Genomic DNA, 17252 nt, shown 5'->3' with positions numbered 1-17252 from the left:
GTCGCCCGGGAAAATGCAATTGAGATCCCCACCCTGTGCTATGACGAACGCCTGGAGATCTATGGATCCTGCGGACTCTGCGTCGTGGAGGTTGCCGGCATCCCCAANATCTTAAAAGCCTGTGCCACTGAAATCAGCGACAATATGGTGGTCAACACCCGGACCCCCCGGGTCATCGAATCCCGCAAAACCAATCTGGAGTTGCTCTTATCCAAACACATCGGTGACTGCGTTGCCCCCTGTAAACGGGCCTGTCCNGGCACCACCGACTGTCAGGGCTACGTCGGCCTGATTGCCAACGGCGAATTCGCCGAAGCCTTGAAGCTGATTAAAGAGCAGTTACCCTTACCCGGTGCCATTGGCCGGGTCTGTCCCCATCCCTGCGAANCGGCCTGCCGTCGCGGCGAAGTCGATGAACCGATTTCGATCGCCTGGCTGAAACGTTTCGCCGCTGATTTTGATATGACCCATGAGATGTTCATGCCGGAAATTGCACCAGCCACCGGCAAATCCATTGGCATCATCGGNGGCGGCCCCGGCGGCCTCACCGCCGCCTACTACCTGATCCAGTCCGGCCACGCCGTCACCATTTATGATGCCATGCCCAAAATGGGTGGGATGCTCCGCTACGGGATTCCTGAATACCGCTTACCCAAAGGCGTCGTTGACGAAGAAGTGGGACTGATTGAAGAGATGGGCGTGGTTTTTAAAAACAATACCCGGATTGGCGTCGATATCCCCTTTGACACGATCCGACAAAACCATGATGCTGTCTATGTCGCCCTGGGTGCCTGGACCAGTTCTGGCTTAAGATGCGACGGTATCGATGCCACCGGTGTGATCGGCGGGATTGAACTGCTGCAACAGGTGGCCAATAACGAACCGATTACCCTCGGTGAAAAAGTCGCCATCGTTGGTGGTGGCAACACCGCCATGGATGCCTGCCGGACCGCCCTGCGTCTCGGCGCTAAAGAAGTCTATAATATCTACCGCCGCACCAAAGCTGAAATGCCTGCCGAGGCCATCGAAATCAGCGAAGCCGAAGAAGAAGGGGTGATCTTTAAGAATCTGACCAACCCGATAGAAGTTATTAAGGGGGATGACGGACAGATCGTTAAAATCCGGCTCCAGAAAATGGCTCTCGGCGAACCTGATGCCAGCGGTCGCCGCAGCCCGGTTCCAATCGAGGGCGAAGAAGAGATTCTCGATATCGATACCCTGATTCTGGCCATTGGCCAGGGTATCAACCCGGATGGGATTGGTGGGGAAAATGGACTGGCTCTGTCCAAATGGAACACCGTTCTGGCTGATGAACAGACATTTAGAACTAACCTGGAAGGCGTTTTTGCTGGCGGGGATTGTATTAACAGCGGTGCCTCTATTGTCATTAAAGCCGTTGGCGATGCCAAAAAAGCCGTGCCTTTTATCGAAGGATACCTGAACGGTGAAACCGTTGCCTATCACGAACCCTACTTTGTCATCCGGGAATCCGTGGATCAGGATTATCTGGAAAGCATCAAGAAAAACAAACGCCCGGCGATGACTCATCTGGCTCCTGATGCTCGGAACGATAACTTTCTGGAAGTGGTCGAAGGTTATAGCCCCCTCCAGGCCGTGGAAGAAGGGAAACGCTGTCTCGAATGTGGCTGTCAGGATTACTTTGAATGTAAGCTGGTTGCCTATGCCAACGAATATGAGGTTAAACCAGAACGTTTTAAAGGCAAGAATCCGGAAGCCAAAATCCAGGATGATCACCCCTTTGTTATCCGGGATAACAGCAAATGTATCACCTGTGGTCTGTGCGTTCGGGTTTGTGAGGACATCGTCGGCGTATCGGCTTTGGGTCTGGTTGACCGGGGCTTTGAAACCATTGTCGAACCAGCCCTACGCCAGCCGCTGAAAGATACCGGTTGTGTCAGCTGTGGGCTATGTATCTCCGTTTGTCCCACTGGTGCCTTAAGAGAAGGCCTTACTGGGATTAAACAAATCCCCCTGGATACTGACAAAACCGAATCTACCTGTGGCTATTGTTCGGCTGGCTGCCAGATTACCATTGAATCTAAAGGGGATACCATCATTAAAGCGATTCCCCAGAAAAACCATCGGGACCTCAATCAGGGCGTGATGTGCGGCCGCGGCCGCTTCGGCACCAATCTGGTCCAGTGGGGTGATCGCCTGACCACGCCGCTGATCCGTAACAAACAGGGTGAGCTGGAAGAAGCCAGCTGGTACGATGCGTTTGTGATGATTGCCAAGAAATCCCAGAGCATTGCCGCCCGTTACGGCACCAATGCCGTGAAGATGGNNATNTCACCNAAGTATACCAANGAGGAAATTTATAATATGACCGAACTGGCCAAGGTACTGCGGGCTGAAACCTTCAGCTTCAGTAACCGTAAGGCGGGAGAAGAAGCGGTTCTCCAGGGTGACTATCAGATCCGGGATATGGAAGCGATTGTTACGGCCGATACCATTCTGATTCTCGGAATGCTGCCAGCGGACAATCCGATTGTCAAGTATAAGTTGATCCAGGCATCAAAAAATGGCGCTACTATTATGTCGATCAATCACCGGGAAAGTGGCTACGGTAAGCTTGGCCAAGAGTTTATCCTTGATTTTGACCAGCTGCCATTTTTAGGAGAAATCACCAAACATGTGCTGGAAAACAGCAGGGTTAAAACTGATCTTGGAAATATAGAACTCCTGAAAACCTCACTCTTTGATTTTGATATCAGCGAGGATGCCAGAACAATCGGGAAAGGACTGATTCAGGCCAAAAATCTGGTCATGGTTATCAGTGATAAATATGTTACCGAAGAAGCGGCAGCAATGATCGGAAATATGCTGGTTCTGCTTGATCAAGCCGATGGCATACGCAGCGGTGTTTTCAGAGTAGCGTTCAAGAATAACAGTATGGGACTAAATGCCCTGGGGGTAACCAACACCCCTGTAGTTCTGGCAAAGGCCAAAGCCCTGTTGCTTTTCGGCGAAGATCCCAATGCCGATTTAAGTGGTTATGAATTTCTGATGGTTCAGGATACTCACTTGACTGACGCCGCACAAAAAGCCGACGTGGTACTGCCAGCCCTGGCTTTCCCGGAAGTCAGTGGCACCTTTGTAAACACTGAAGGACGGTTGCTGAAGGTGAGACAGGCAGTGGAAAATCCGCTGGGAATCAATAATATTAATATGGTTCAGGCGATTGCCGAAATTCTTTCGACTGATCTGGGATCGTCAGACCCAGGAAGAATAAGAAAATCCATTGAAAAGGATCACCCGGTATTCCGAGGGGTAAAAGCAGGGTCGCTGTTGACGCATTTTTCAGCAGAGCTACTAGGTTTAGCACTGAGCCCCTACATCAATGGCCAGTTGTTTAAGAAACTGCCTGGCACTGATTATCTGATGAATACAATTCAGGATGATTTGAACAAGGTTATTAAATAATAAAAAGAAAGAGCTTCTACCAAATAGCGAATCAGCTAAATGGTAGAAGCTCCTTTTTTATTTTTATCTTTATCTTTATATGTTTTCTTCCTGAATGATTTTTGCAGTTTTTTTCTTTTCAATCAGTGGAATGATGGTGTCAGCAGCTTTTTCAGCGGCCCAACCCATCACAAAACCGAGGATCAGTGCAATGATGACACCGATAGGTTCGCCATCCGGCAATGCGGCTGATTTTGTGCCAAAAAGCGCAGCTGCCCCGATAAATGTTCCGGGAGTAAACGAAAGAATGTCAATTTTAGACTGAGCAATCATAAACAATACCACAAAGAAAACAGTGATACTCATAGTCATTTGCGATTCCCATGTAGCTAAAACCATAAAGATGAGATAGGCCCAAAAAACGCCGGCAAGGTTTGACGCAAGGCCTTTGACAAATCCTTTGTTTTTTCCCCCTGCGGCAAAAAATGTTGCTTCGCCAAGAAAAGCAACCCAGACAATAACTGGCAAAACTTCAGCAACGAAGGCCAAATGGGTAAAAAGACCGGCAATAATGCCCGAAGTGATCCCTAAGATAATTAAATGTAACATAATTCTACCTTTCAAAATTTGATTAATGATTATAATTAGTGATTTTGATTAATGATAACGAAATAAATTTTATTGATGCAGATATTGGTTAATGTGTTTGGAAAAGGGAGTTATCTTGAAATGAAAGCTGTCTAGCAAAGTGCGACAGCTTTCATTATGAGGAAATGGGGTTTAGATGTTAAATATTGTTGTTAATTATTATAAGTTAAAACTAAATTGATCGGCCAGTTACATATCCTTCGGTGGTCGCTTCCATGACGGTGGCAACCTGGTGCGCATCACCGATCACTTTTACTTCGAAACCGGCTTGAGTGAGTTCATCTTTTAAATCAACAACCGCTTTGGAACCAGTGGCAATGACAACCGTATCAGCCGGCAATGTCATTTCAGTCGCACCGGAGACTTTTACAGCATCGGCAGTAATCTCCATTACCTTGGTGCTGGTGAGCATTCTAACCTTGCGATTTTCAAGGGCTTTCATCAGTTGCCATTTTGGACCGATTTCTTCGTCCGGGGCGATTTCATCCAGCATTTCCACAACCGTTACATTTCGTAGCATTTGCGCCAGGAAGTGAGCAGTTTCAATGCCGACCTGACCACCGCCGATGACAACACAGTTAGCACCCGGCTGAACCTTGCCCAGCAGCACATCGATGGCAAACACTACATTGGCATTTTCTTTACCTTTGATGGGGGGCATAACCGGGACGGCACCGGTTGCCAGAACAATCGTATCTGGTTTTTCCGTTTTCATTAATTCGGTTGTCACGATCGTGTTATAGTTGATGGGAATATTCAGCTTTTCACACTGTGTGGTCTGCCAAACGATGAAATCACTGATTTCACCCTTGCATGGCGGGAAAGCAGCACTGTAGAATTGTCCGCCGGCATGGCTTTCTTTTTCGTAAACCGTCACATCATGACCAGCTTTTTTGGCGCTCATGGCCGCTTCCAGACCTGCGGGCCCGGCGCCGATGACAGCTACTTTTTTCGAAATAGCAGCTGGCTCAATGGCTGCATGGGATTCATTACCCAAAGTTGGATTGAGGACACAGCGGATTGGCTGATCATTGAAGAGCACCCCGATACAGCCAACATTACAGCCGATACATTTTCGGATGTCTTCAAAGCGGCCTTCTTGGGCTTTGTTTGGAAGTTCGGGATCAGCTAACGAGGCCCGACCCATGGCGACGAAATCAGCTTTCCCGGAACGAAGAATACTGTTAGCCAGAATCGGATCGTTGATTCGTGATACAGCGATAACCGGGATATTACAGATTTCTTTGATTTCTTTGGCCATATCAACAAACCAGGCATGCTTGACATAAGCTGAAGGCACATTCAGATCGACTGATAAATAGTTGCCGGCCGAAACATGAATCATATCCAGTCCGGCTTCTTCAAGATAAGGTACCAGGGCTTTGTTATCTTCAAGTGTCAAGCCACCTTCCACCAATTCATCAGCTGAAATACGCATGTCAATGATAAAATCTTCACCACATTTAGCTCGCACGTCACGGATGATTTCGATTGCAAAACGAGCCCGATTAAAGAAGCTGCCGCCGTATTTATCAACCCGTTTATTGGAATAAGGCGAAAGGAATTGGGTGATCAGATAACCGTGGGCACCATGAATCTCGACGCCATCAAAACCGCATTTTTTTGCCCGGAGTGCGGTATCGCCATATTTGCTGACAGTTTCAGAAACTTCTTCCGTCGTAAACGCATTGGGAACGTCGGTACCAAATGGACACATAATTGGGGTTGATGAATAGGGTGATGATTGGATAGCGTCCCGATTGGTCTGACGACCGCTATGATAAATCTGAGCCAGAATCACAGCGCCATATTGGTGCACGCGTTTTGGCAATTCGCTATGACTCTCAATCTGATCGTCATTCCATAAACCAGCTACCTTAGAAAAACCGCGACCTAGGGGATCAATGGCATAGTCTTCGGTAATGATTAATCCGAAACCACCTTTGGCTTTTGCTTCATGATAAGCAATAAAACGTTCGGTGGCTTTGCCGTCTTCAGTACAGTAATCCGTTACCATAGGGGGGACGGCACAGCGGTTTTTAATTGTTTTGCCTCTGATGGTTAAAGGCCTGAATAGATAATCTAACATCGATAAATACCTCCATAAATAATTTGAATTGCAAGACAAGATGCTTTATAATGTGAAGTATAACAACAAATGACCCATTAGTCAATAACCAAAAGGTCATTAATGACTTAATGGTCATTTTTAAACGAAAATTCAAAATTATTAATTCACTTATTTAAAGAAACTAGTGTGATCAGTTCTGAAATGCCTGATAAAATTATCTTTAGTTTTTTTAAGATTTATAGTACAATAGCCAGATAAGGAGAGTCTCATATGTCAATATCAGAAGCAAAACGAAAAGAAATAGAGAGCAGAAGACGTGAACAAATATTGTCGGTTGCTTTGCCCATGTTTTTTAATAGGGGCTATAAAAATACAAAAATGTCGGACATCGCCGAAGCGGCTGACATCAGCAAGGGGCTGATCTATCGTTATTTTGAAAGTAAAGCGGAAATTTTATTTTCATATCTGGACTCCCTCAATGAATGTTTGGCCGAAATCCAGTCAATGTCCAGTGCCAAAGAGGCCATCCGGGAATTTGGATTGCGGTTCCTGTCTGCCCCCAGCGAAACTTGCTATAACCATCCCTTACAAGTTTATGTAATTGTCTTTGCCAAGGGTGAGTTGGATGATCCCAAATATAAAAACCCGGTTTATCAGGATTTCGGTAGTGAATTTTTTGGGCCGATTTTTGAGAAAGGGATCCAGTCGGGAGAATTTAAAAAGGGCGATGCCAGAGAGTTTGGGGAAATTTACTGGCACTATCTCCTAGGAAATATCATGGATTTTATTCAGAATCCCGAACGGTCGATCCCAAATGCGACCCTGGATGCAGTGATTGGGCTGTTTGAGCCCTGAAACCCAAGCGAATTTACGGGCAAGCAGCGTATCAGCAACGTTTTGTGTTAGTAACCCCAAAACTAGACAATAAAAAAGAATTGCAAAAAAGCGAAGTGATGAGCATCCGGGATGCTTGGTCACTTCGCTTTTTGAATGTAAAGAATCTTCATGGTTGAATCCCAACAATATCAAACTCAAAACTAATCTTATTGGGAGAGTCGATATATTTTAATCGCCAGTTGAAAATCGAATAGGGCATCCGGAGAATTAAGGTCACAACACAGCTCTTTTATTTTGTTGAGCCGGTATTTAAAACCGCTTAAGGATAGATTAGTGACCTGAGAGGCTTTATAAATATTTTCGCAGGAGAGGTAGTGCTCCATCGTGGTTAACAGATCGGCATTATTTTTTTCGTCGTAATCCAGAAGGGATTTGAGTTTCGTATTCATAAATTTCAGTAGCGTCTCAGAATCCTGAACATCAAGTAGCACGCTCATTGAACCGAGGTCATCATAAAAAAGAATCGGGTATTTTTTATGGAATAAACGGATGACTTTCTGGGCTTTGCCGGCTTCGGTGTAGGATTGGTAATAGCTGTCAATCCCTGTAGTAATGCTGCCGATCCCAACCATGATGTGGCTTTCCGGCAGCGATATTTCGCGGATGGAGTTGAGAACCGTTTTTTCAACAAAATCGCGGGGTTTATTCGCCGGGATCAGAATGACAATATTTTCGTTTGTTTCAGCATACATAAACGATGCGAAGCGTTTCTTCAGCAACTGGGTCAGTTCATCGAGGCTATCTTTTCGCTGTTTGAGTTTTTTTTCGAAACCATCCAATTCCGAATGCTGCTCTATTTCCAGAGCCAACACATAATGGGGTTCCAAGACATTAAACCCCAGTCGCTCGCCCCAGGCGATCAGGGTATCCTCGGAGGTGTATTTCTGGGAAAACAGGGTTTCGATAAAATCGGCTCTGAACTGGTGTTCCAATGTCAGCAGTTCCCGCTGTCGCATCAATTCCATGGTATAGATATCAGCCGAGCGCTGCAGCAGGATAACCGATTCCTGGTGGATGGACGTGCGATCCTGATTGAGAGCCAGGATAAAACCCAGGGTTTCTTCACCGGTGATGATCGGAAATACCAGATAATGATACTCAATTTCGTTATCCTTGACTTTGACATTAATTCTCTGGATCTGATTCAGCAAATTGACCTCACGGTTTGAATAACAAAACAATTGGGTTTTCAGATTCCGTTCAAGTTTACGATTGATCGCCTTGGTAAGTTCACAATCGATACCATGAGTCGCTGTCAGCAGCCGCATGCGGTTGTTATAGAGCAGGATGACCCCGTCAAAAAGTTCGGAAATCGTGTTGGTGATGGTGCTTAAATCGCCAGCATGGAGCACCAGCTGATAGAGTTCTTCATGAGTATCCAGGGATTTTTCCAATTGTTTGTTCTGCTCCTGAATTCGTTTATAGGCGGTCTCCAGTTCTTCGCTGATGGTCTGAAGCTCATAAAAATGAAGCTCGGAAAAATCAGATCCGCCCCACTCAGCTAGGGTCCGGCCTTCCCACTCACAGACAGGATCACCCTTGCCCATGCATTTCGTTTCGACAAAGTAGACGGTTTCACCAAGAATGGCCGATCCATAACCACCGGCGTAACCGATCAGAAGCCAGCAGACCGGCTCATCTGCTTCGCCAAAAAAACGAATATGCTGATCAGCTTCGAAAGAGTTGATCCATCGGCCTTTTTTATTAAAGGTTTTAGTCTGCCGATCGATTTGGATAAAATCATTTTCGGCCCGGCCAAATCCCTCCGATGCGAAGAGCACCGATCCAAAGGCCAGATATTCCTGTTCATTTTCGAAATCAAAGTCCCGCAGCACACTTTCCCCGTCGATAAAACCAATCTGCCAGCCGTATCGGAGCAGAAATCCCTTGGCCCGATCAAATCCGAGATTATGAATCAGATCGTTGCGCAAGGTACCAAAAGCATCAGTATTGACAATCAGAGAGCGGGCATCCTTTAAGAACAGATTGCCTTCCTGTGGTCTGAAATCTAAAAATTCTTCAATTTTGAAATCCGAAATATTCACCTTAAAGCCTCCATCTGTAATACAACTTCCTGTTAAGACAAGTCCGTAAAAACAATTAGTGAGATTCTATCATAAATTTTCGGGAATAGAATATTTTTTTAAAAAAAGTATGATTTTTAAGATTCAGACAATAAACTATGAAAAGTTCAAAAAAATATCGATCGAGCTGTCATAGCAGGAACTTTGCAATCGGTGACCAATGGGTCATTATTAGTGGGAGACTGTCCAAAAAGGTCAGAAGAATCAATCAATCATCGGCTCTTTGAATCGTTGTAAAAGGTTTACATTTCGGATTATAATCAGCCCATGTAATTCAGAAAAACATCTCGTTTTCATTGAAGAACATAACATTTTAATTCTAGGAGGTTCGAATATGTTAAGCAAAGCTGCTGTTGTTCACAACAAGGGTGAAAAGTATGTGATAGAAGAGATTGAGGTCGCCGCTCCAAAAGCCGACGAAGTGTTGGTTAAAATTGTTGGGGTTGGTTTGTGCCACACTGATCAACTGGGTCAGGAACAGTTAATTCCGGTACCTTTACCTGCTGTTTTTGGTCATGAAGGTTCTGGTATCGTTATGGAAGTCGGAGAAGGCGTAACCGGTATCAAGGTTGGTGATCATGTAGTCTTGTCTTACAGTTCCTGTGGAATCTGCGAAAATTGTCTGGACGGAAAACCCTATTGTTGTGTCAATAATGGCATGCTTCAGTTTAGTGGTGTCATGGCAGATGGGACATCACGACTCAGCTTAAATGGCAAAAAAGTATCCAGCTTTTTCGGACAATCATCATTTTCACAATATTCTGTTGCCAATCAGCGCAATGTCGTGGTGGTTGATAAAGAAGTGGATTTGACAATCTTAGGACCTTTAGGCTGTGGCTTTGAAACCGGTGCCGGAACCGTCTTAAACGCATTAAAACCAGAATTCGGATCTACAATTGCCGTTTTTGGATGCGGCTCGCTTGGACTGGCGGCTATTATGGCTGCTAAAATCGCAAATTGTCACAAGATCATTGCCGTTGGCGGTACCGCCAGCAAACTCGAGCTGGCTAAAGAACTGGGAGCAACCGATACGGTCAATACCCGGGAAGTCAAAGACGTGGTAGCAGAAATTAAACGCATCACTAATGGTGGGGCACATTATTCGATTGACACCACTGGTGCTGAGCCGGTTATTAAAAATGCCCTTTATTGTCTGAGAACTCTGGGGGTTTGCGCTGAAGTCGGGGTTTCCGGTGATGTGACGATGAATATTTTCGATGCGATTACCATGGAAGGAAGAACTTTAGTTGGCGTCATCCAGGGAAATTCAGTTCCCCAACTGTTTATCCCCAAATTGATTGAATACTACAAAAATGGACAGTTCCCTTTTGATAAATTAATTAAAATTTATGACTTTGAAAAAATTAATGAAGCCTATGACGATGTTCACAAGGGTGAAACCGTTAAAGGTGTACTAAAAGTAAGCGAAGTATAAAAGCAGTTCTTATCAAAATTGAATAATGCGATCAATTAAACAAAGATGGATGGTCTGAGTACTTAATAATTAGAACATCCATCTTAATTAAAGATTATAAGTAAGAGAGGATTTAAGAATGTCATTTATTAAAAAGTTTTTAACCATTAACGGCGTTGAAAGAATCGTTGTCAGTGATCCTGAAAAAGATACCCTGGCTGCGGTTTTAAGACGAATGGGCCTGACTGGTACCAAGGTCGGTTGTAATGTGGGGCAATGCGGGGCATGTACCGTTATCCTCGATGGCAAACTGACACGTGCCTGTGTGAAAAAAATGAAAAGCGTTGCGGAACACAGCGTTGTGGAAACCATTGAAGGATTGGGAACAGCGCGGAACCTGCATCCACTGCAGCAAGCCTTTATGACTTTCGGCAGCGTCCAGTGTGGCTTCTGTACCCCGGGATTTATTATTTCCTCAAAAGCATTGCTGGATGAAAACAACAATCCAAACCGTGAAGAAGTACGGGCATGGTTCCAGAAAAACCGCAATGTCTGTCGTTGTACCGGTTATAAACCTATCGTCGATGCCGTTATGGCCGCCGCAAAAGTTTTACGTGGTGAGTTAACGATGGAGGATATCACATTTAAAGATGAGGATAATCAGGTTTACGGATCATCCCGACCAAGACCTGCGGCACTGGCAAAAGTTTTAGGACAGGCTGATTATGGGGATGATCTGAAATATAAATTACCGGAAGGCACCTTGCATCTGGCAATGATTCAACCAAAAGTCTATTCTCATGCAAAAATTATCAGCATTGATACGTCGGCTGCCGAAGAAATGCCAGGTGTTGTTAAAATTATTACTGCCAAAGACGTTCAGGGTATGAACAAGGTTATTGTACCGTTTGCTCATCCGCGTTCAATTCGAACTGGCTTAGAACGCCCTTTGTTTGCCGATACCGTAATCAGACGATACGGTGAAGTCGTGGGGATGGTCATTGCTGAAACCGAAGAACAAGCTCGGGCAGCGGCAAAAATGGTGAAAATAGAATTTGAACCATTATCCGAATATATGAATTATCTGGATTCAGCTCAACCAGATGCGTTGCACATTCATGAAGGCGGCGAAAATGTTTATGTCAAACAACCGGTATTAAAGGGTGAATCGGCTAAAGATGTGATTGAAAAATCCTATCGTACAGTTGAAGGTAGTTTTTATTCTTCCCGAGAAGCCCATTTATCGGTTGAAGGAGATACCATGCAGGGATACTGGGATGAAGATGGGAATATGGTTATCCAGTGTAAATCGCAATCGATCGGTTGGAACCGTGCCGGCATCGGCCCCGGGGTCGGCCTACCCATGGAAAACCTGCGGATCATTGAAAATACCACCGGCGCCAGCTTTGGCTGGGCGGCATCCCCAGGAAGTTATGCTTTGATGGCAGCATGCCTGATGGAAATCAAGGACCGACCATTAACCTTCACCATGTCTTATGATGAATTCATGCACTTCAGTGGCAAACGTGGCCCGGCTTATAGTAATGCCAGAATGGCCTGTGATGAAAATGGTAAACTGACCGCCATGGAATTTGATCTGGGGATGGATCGGGGACCTTACACCGAGTTTACTGATCATATCATTGAAAAAGTTGTCCGCTTTATGGGATGGCCATATGCGATTCCCAATGTTACCGGTTTAGCCCGGGCAAGTTTCACCAATCACAATTTTGCTACCGCATACCGTGGATTCGGTTGCCTACAGGCTTATACGACATCAGAAGCACTGATGGATATGTTAGCAGAAGAAATGAATATCGATCCGTTGGAAATCAGATATATCAACGTTGCCCGAGAAGGACAAACCAATATCAATAACTTTGAATTCAAAGAATACCCAATGGAAGAAATCCTGGATACCATGAGACCACTTTATCAAGAGGCTCAGGCCCGTGCCAAAGCGGGGAGCACCGATACCGTCAAACGTGGTGTGGGGATCACCTGTGGCGGCTTCAACGTAACCTTAGGAACCTTTGATCATGCCGAAGTAGCCCTCGAGCTTAATGCCGATGGCACCGTCACTCATTTTAACACCTGGGAAGATCAGGGACAGGGTGGCGATATCGGGACGCTGTCAGTTACCCATGAAGCGCTAAAACCACTGGGTATAAAAGCAGAACAGATTAAACTGTATATGAATGACAGCCATCGTTGCCCGGATACCGGTATCGCAGCCGGTAGTCGTTGTCATTATATGGCCGGCTTTGCCGTCATTGATGCAGCCAACAAACTGATGGATGCGATGAGAAAAGCAGATGGCACATTCCGGACCCATGCTGAAATGGTCGCTGAAGGAATAGAAACCAAATACCTTGGTGTCTATGATGCCGGCGGAACTGGGGTAGAAATTAATCCCAACACCGGTGAAGGGGATCCAACCACTGCTTATATGTATGGAGCGTTCATGGCTGAAGTAGAAGTTGAAGTGGAAACTGGCAAAACAACCTGTGTCGGATTTACCGCGGTTGGTGATGTTGGAAACATCGGAAATAGATTGGCTGTTGAAGGTCAGGCGTATGGCGGAATTTCACATTCGATCAGCTTTGCGTTAAAAACAGAATATGAAGATCTCAAAAAAGGCTCCTCGATTGCTGGCGCCGGTGTTCCGTACTGTCAGGAAATTCCTGATAACATCAATTTGATCTTCCTAGAAAATCCCAGAAAATATGGACCATTTGGCTCATCAGGATGTTCTGAATTGTACCAGTCCAGCGGACATGTTGCTGTGATCAATGCCATTAACAATGCAGTTGGCGTCAGAATCTACGATTTACCGGCCACACCAGAAAAAGTCAAAGCCGGAATCAACGCAAAAGCTGAAAACCAGGAATGGAAACCGCAACCTTATTTCCTAGGTTCAGATCTTTATGATGAACTGGACTACATTAAATCTAATCCCGTTTAAAAATTTTCATTGATAACTTTAACAGAAAACTTTGATAGATAGAGGGTAACTCAATAAAAATAACAAGAGGAGACAACATTTATGGCAAAAAGAATTAAATTAATGAGAGCACCAGGTGCTTATGTGCAGGGAAAAGACGCCTTACTGGAATTTGCAGACCGGGTCGAATATTTAGGAAAATCTTTCCTGTTTATTGCCGGGGGCAGAAGTGGGGCGGCGGCTAAGGTTAAAATTGAAAAAAGTTATGAAGGTAAAGACGCTAAACGCCGCTATGAAAATTTCAGTGGTCATTCCACCATCAGCACCATTGAAGCATTGCGAAAAATAGTAAAAGAAGACAGCATCGATGTGATTGTTGGGATCGGTGGCGGTTCCGTCATCGATACCGCCAAAGCGGTGGCTTTCTATGAAGGCAAAGCGGTTGTGATTGTGCCCACCGTTGCCTCCTGTGATGCGGCTTGTACCGGATTATCGGTTATTTATAATGATGACCACACCTTCAACGCTTACCTATGCTATCCCAAAAATCCCGAAATGGTCATTGTTGACTCCCAGGTTATTGCTGATTCACCAGTAAAATTCCTGGTTGCCGGCATGGGCGATGCATTGGCAACTTATTTTGAAGCTTTGACCTGTGTGCGAACAGCGGCCCCCAGTGTTGAAAATGGCGGAATTACTAAAGTAGCTTTTGCAATTACCGAACTTTGTTATAAAACCATTATTGAACATGGCCCCCGCGCAATTGTTGCCAATGAAAACCATGTCGTCACCGATGACCTGGAAGCAGCCATCGAAGCATCGATATACCTAAGCGGTGTTGGCTGTGACAATGCCGGTGTTTCCATTGCCCATGCCATTTATAATGGCATGACTGACGTGGATGAGTGTACTTCCATGCATGGTGATGTGGTTGCCTTCGGTACTATTTGCCAGCTTCTCTTTGAATGTGCCCCAACCGAATTGCTTGATGAAGTGATGAATTTCTGCTACGCCATTGGATCACCAATGACTTTGGCCGATATGGGTATTACGGATAAAGAACGCTGTAAAATTGCCGCCGCAAAAGCAGCATCGCCAACTGACAGCGCCCAGAATGAACCAGGCGGCTGTACCCCAGAAGAGCTGTATGATGTGATGATTTTAGCCGATGCTCTGGGTAAAAAATTTAAAGCAGCCCGACAGTAAGAAGTAGATTTAAAACACATTGATTTTAAGATATCTCCTGGAAATTAAATCGTCCGAATACCGAACGAAACAAGCAAAACCTTTACGAATTATCATATAGAATTATTAAATGAATAATGGACAACTAAGGGGTATGAGGCTAAAACGTGAGCTTCTGCCCCTTGTCCACATTACTAAGATAATCGATCTTGGATCAATATTGAGTAAATTTATCCTGAAAATATAAACAGAGGTAAAACAAATGGAAATTAATGACTTTGCCAATTATACAGAAGCATGCTTTCAGGGAACACCGGCTCCCTGTATGAGTGTCTGTCCCTTAAAAGTAGACGTTCGGGCGGTGATCGAAAATGTTCAGAATGGCAATTTTTCGGCAGCCTATCGTTTATACCGAAATCAGGTTGTTTTTCCGGGGATTGTCAGCAGAATCTGTCACCAGCCTTGTCAGTTGGTTTGTCTGCGGAATCAATCGGATCTGTCCATTGAGTTGCGAAAAATAGAGATGGCCTGCGTCGCATATACGAATAAGCGGGATCCGATCAGTTTTAATGCGCCTAAAAAAAACAAAAGGGTCGCCATTATCGGAGCGGGTCTCAGCGGAATGGCGTGTGCCAATAAACTGGTCAGCAGAAATTATGAGGTGATGGTTTATGAGAAAGAAGCGTTTCCCGGTGGGGCGCTAAAAAAAACGCTGCCCCAGGAAGTAATTCTGGCTGAGTTTGAACTTGAATTTAAACACGCCAGGTTTAATTTGATCCCTTCCCGGGAAATAGTCGATCTCAGCGAAATTGAGGCGGACGCGATCTATATTGCAACTGGCAAAAATGGCCGGACCTTTGGGTTGGAACCGGACATGAACCGGGATTCCCTCGGTTCACAACAGCAGGGGGTCTTTTTAGGCGGCGAGTTGATTGGATCAGATCCGATTACAGCAATCGAACATGGCGTGCGGGTATCCCATTCGATCGAAAAATATCTGAAGGTTAATTTAATGGACGGGGTACCATCAACCTACCTAAAAGATGAAGTCGAAGAGAAATATCTAAAATTAAAAATTTCAGATCCGCTTTTTCCGGAAGCGATCGATGGGGTGATGACTTCAGAGCAGGCGATCAGCGAGGCGAAACGCTGTCTGAAGTGCGATTGCAATATTTGTGTCAACAGTTGCGAGATGATGCAGCATTTTAAAAAGAAACCGCTGCGGATTACCCAGGATGTCATGGCGACAATGCGGCCGGTTGAACAGTTTTCTAAACGCATTGCCAGTCGGTTGATTAATTCATGCAATCAATGTGGTCTTTGTGAAACCGTCTGTCCCGAAAGTATCGATATGGAAGAGGAACTTCTAAAAGCCAGACACTTCCTGTTTAAAGACAAAGCGATGCCCGCCGCCTACCATGATTTCTGGATGCGGGACATGGCATTTGCCAATTCCGATGAGGCCTATATCTTTATGACTCCAGAACAAAAAATAAAAAGCAAGTACCTGTTTTTCCCCGGTTGTCAGCTCGGGGCATCGGCACCAGGCTATGTTACCGCAGCCTTCGAGTTTATCAAAAAGCTTGATCACTACGCGTCAATTCTGGTTGGCTGTTGTGGGGTACCGGCGGACTGGGCTGGGGATGAAGCACTGCGAGATCAGGTTCATGCCCAAATTGCCAGTCAGTGGAAGGAAGCCGGAGAGCCGCTTGTGGTACTGGCCTGCCCCACCTGCAAGAAAACATTTTCCCAGTATTTGCCCGATATCAAAACCATTTCCCTTTATCAGGTGATGGCGCTCAACCCTGATCCCCGTTGGAAATATGATGATGAAAAAAATGTGGTGGCCATATTTGATCCCTGTGCCAGCCGCTATGATCAGCCGATGCAGAAGAGCGTGCGCAGTCTTTTAACGACCATCGGTTATCAAGTCGAAGAGTTGTCTGATCAAGGCGAACTGGCCAAGTGCTGCAGTTATGGCGGCCACATTCAGGCAGTGAACCCGGGGCTTAAGCAAAAGATTGTTACAGATCGCGTCAATCAGGCCAATTACCCCTACGTGACCTATTGCTCAAATTGCCGGGATACCTTTGCATCAGCCGGAAAAGAAAGCGATCATCTGCTGAATCTGATTTTTGATCTGGGAATCGAGTCAACTGCGGTCGTTAGTTTGTCGCAACGATGGCAGAACCGGATCGCTTTAAAAAACAGCCTGACGGGTAGCGTTGCGGACACCAAAACAGTGGAACTGGCTACTTCAGAGCAAGCTATTCCTAAGTCAGCGCCACGGCTGGTTATTTCGCCGGAACTGCGAAAAGTGATGAATGCCCAGCTGATTATGGATGAAGATGTTATGGCGGTGATCAGTAATGGCGAAACGACCGGAAACCTCGTTATTAATCAGGTAAATTCTGACGTGACCGCTCATCTGACCCGCGGTCTGATAACTTATTGGGTGACTTATCAAAAATTGTCAGACGGCTACGAATTAAAAAATGTTTATGCCCATCGGATGAAAATCGCCGATGAGTTTTCGAACCCGGCAGCAAAATAGTCATGAATATATAAAAATGGAAATGGAGAAGC

At 45.4% G+C, this 17252-nt stretch carries 9 protein-coding genes; 6 read left to right on the top strand and 3 right to left on the bottom strand.

Going from position 1 to position 17252, the window contains the following annotated elements; genetic code table 11:
* The first annotated feature begins 18 nt into the window (after positions 1 to 18).
* The gene (locus tag A3KS_RS20520; protein ID WP_423219240.1) at positions 19 to 3444 is read left to right on the top strand and encodes a molybdopterin-dependent oxidoreductase; all 3426 of its coding nucleotides are present in this window, start codon (positions 19 to 21) and stop codon (positions 3442 to 3444) included.
* Between the two features lie 75 nt (positions 3445 to 3519).
* On the opposite strand, the gene A3KS_RS20515 is transcribed toward A3KS_RS20520, so the two are convergent.
* Together A3KS_RS20515 and A3KS_RS0107375 are read right to left on the bottom strand one after the other, a co-directional pair.
* Positions 3520 to 4032 carry a DUF1097 domain-containing protein gene (locus A3KS_RS20515; protein WP_051355737.1) on the bottom strand — a complete coding sequence of 171 codons (513 nt, stop codon included), beginning with the start codon at positions 4030 to 4032 and terminating at the stop codon, positions 3520 to 3522.
* A 211-nt stretch (positions 4033 to 4243) separates the two neighbouring features.
* Entirely contained in the window at positions 4244 to 6160 is a 1917-nt protein-coding gene (locus A3KS_RS0107375; RefSeq protein ID WP_026394371.1) for an oxidoreductase, read from the bottom strand.
* Positions 6161 to 6412: 252 nt separating this feature from the next.
* On the opposite strand from A3KS_RS0107375, the gene A3KS_RS22500 reads away from it, so the two are divergent.
* On the top strand, positions 6413 to 6997 hold the full coding sequence (locus A3KS_RS22500) for a TetR/AcrR family transcriptional regulator (RefSeq protein ID WP_026394370.1): 585 nt from the start codon (positions 6413 to 6415) through the stop codon (positions 6995 to 6997).
* 188 nt (positions 6998 to 7185) lie between these two features.
* On the opposite strand, the gene A3KS_RS22495 is transcribed toward A3KS_RS22500, so the two are convergent.
* Positions 7186 to 9084, bottom strand: coding sequence for a XylR N-terminal domain-containing protein (locus tag A3KS_RS22495; RefSeq protein ID WP_026394369.1), 1899 nt, complete (start codon positions 9082 to 9084; stop codon positions 7186 to 7188).
* A gap of 373 nt (positions 9085 to 9457) precedes the next feature.
* Here A3KS_RS22495 and A3KS_RS0107360 point away from each other — a divergent pair, with 373 nt between their 5' ends.
* The 4 genes from A3KS_RS0107360 to A3KS_RS0107345 all read left to right on the top strand — a co-directional run bounded on the left by A3KS_RS0107360 (position 9458) and on the right by A3KS_RS0107345 (position 17220).
* Positions 9458 to 10558 carry an NAD(P)-dependent alcohol dehydrogenase gene (locus A3KS_RS0107360; protein WP_026394368.1) on the top strand — a complete coding sequence of 367 codons (1101 nt, stop codon included), beginning with the start codon at positions 9458 to 9460 and terminating at the stop codon, positions 10556 to 10558.
* Positions 10559 to 10676: 118 nt separating this feature from the next.
* Positions 10677 to 13502 carry a molybdopterin-dependent oxidoreductase gene (locus tag A3KS_RS0107355; RefSeq protein ID WP_026394367.1) on the top strand — a complete coding sequence of 942 codons (2826 nt, stop codon included), beginning with the start codon at positions 10677 to 10679 and terminating at the stop codon, positions 13500 to 13502.
* An 81-nt stretch (positions 13503 to 13583) separates the two neighbouring features.
* Positions 13584 to 14687, top strand: coding sequence for a glycerol dehydrogenase (locus tag A3KS_RS0107350; RefSeq protein ID WP_026394366.1), 1104 nt, complete (start codon positions 13584 to 13586; stop codon positions 14685 to 14687).
* Positions 14688 to 14928: 241 nt separating this feature from the next.
* The gene (locus tag A3KS_RS0107345) at positions 14929 to 17220 is read left to right on the top strand and encodes a pyridine nucleotide-disulfide oxidoreductase/dicluster-binding protein (protein ID WP_026394365.1); all 2292 of its coding nucleotides are present in this window, start codon (positions 14929 to 14931) and stop codon (positions 17218 to 17220) included.
* Positions 17221 to 17252: the final 32 nt, after the last annotated feature.

The sequence above is a fragment of the Acetobacterium malicum subsp. dehalogenans DSM 11527 genome, assembly GCF_000472665.1.
Lineage (GTDB): Bacteria > Bacillota > Clostridia > Eubacteriales > Eubacteriaceae > Acetobacterium > Acetobacterium malicum.
This window is presented reverse-complemented; position numbering and strand designations above follow the sequence as displayed.

Bases quoted from the DNA above. Each gene is read 5' to 3' on its own strand.
- A3KS_RS22500 (WP_026394370.1), top strand. From the start codon at position 6,413: ATGTCAATATCAGAAGCAAAACGAAAAGAAATAGAGAGCAGAAGACGT.
- A3KS_RS0107350 (WP_026394366.1), top strand. From the start codon at position 13,584: ATGGCAAAAAGAATTAAATTAATGAGAGCACCAGGTGCTTATGTGCAG.
- A3KS_RS0107355 (WP_026394367.1), top strand. From the start codon at position 10,677: ATGTCATTTATTAAAAAGTTTTTAACCATTAACGGCGTTGAAAGAATC.
- A3KS_RS0107375 (WP_026394371.1), bottom strand. From the start codon at position 6,160: ATGTTAGATTATCTATTCAGGCCTTTAACCATCAGAGGCAAAACAATT.
- A3KS_RS0107360 (WP_026394368.1), top strand. From the start codon at position 9,458: ATGTTAAGCAAAGCTGCTGTTGTTCACAACAAGGGTGAAAAGTATGTG.
- A3KS_RS0107345 (WP_026394365.1), top strand. From the start codon at position 14,929: ATGGAAATTAATGACTTTGCCAATTATACAGAAGCATGCTTTCAGGGA.
- A3KS_RS20515 (WP_051355737.1), bottom strand. From the start codon at position 4,032: ATGTTACATTTAATTATCTTAGGGATCACTTCGGGCATTATTGCCGGT.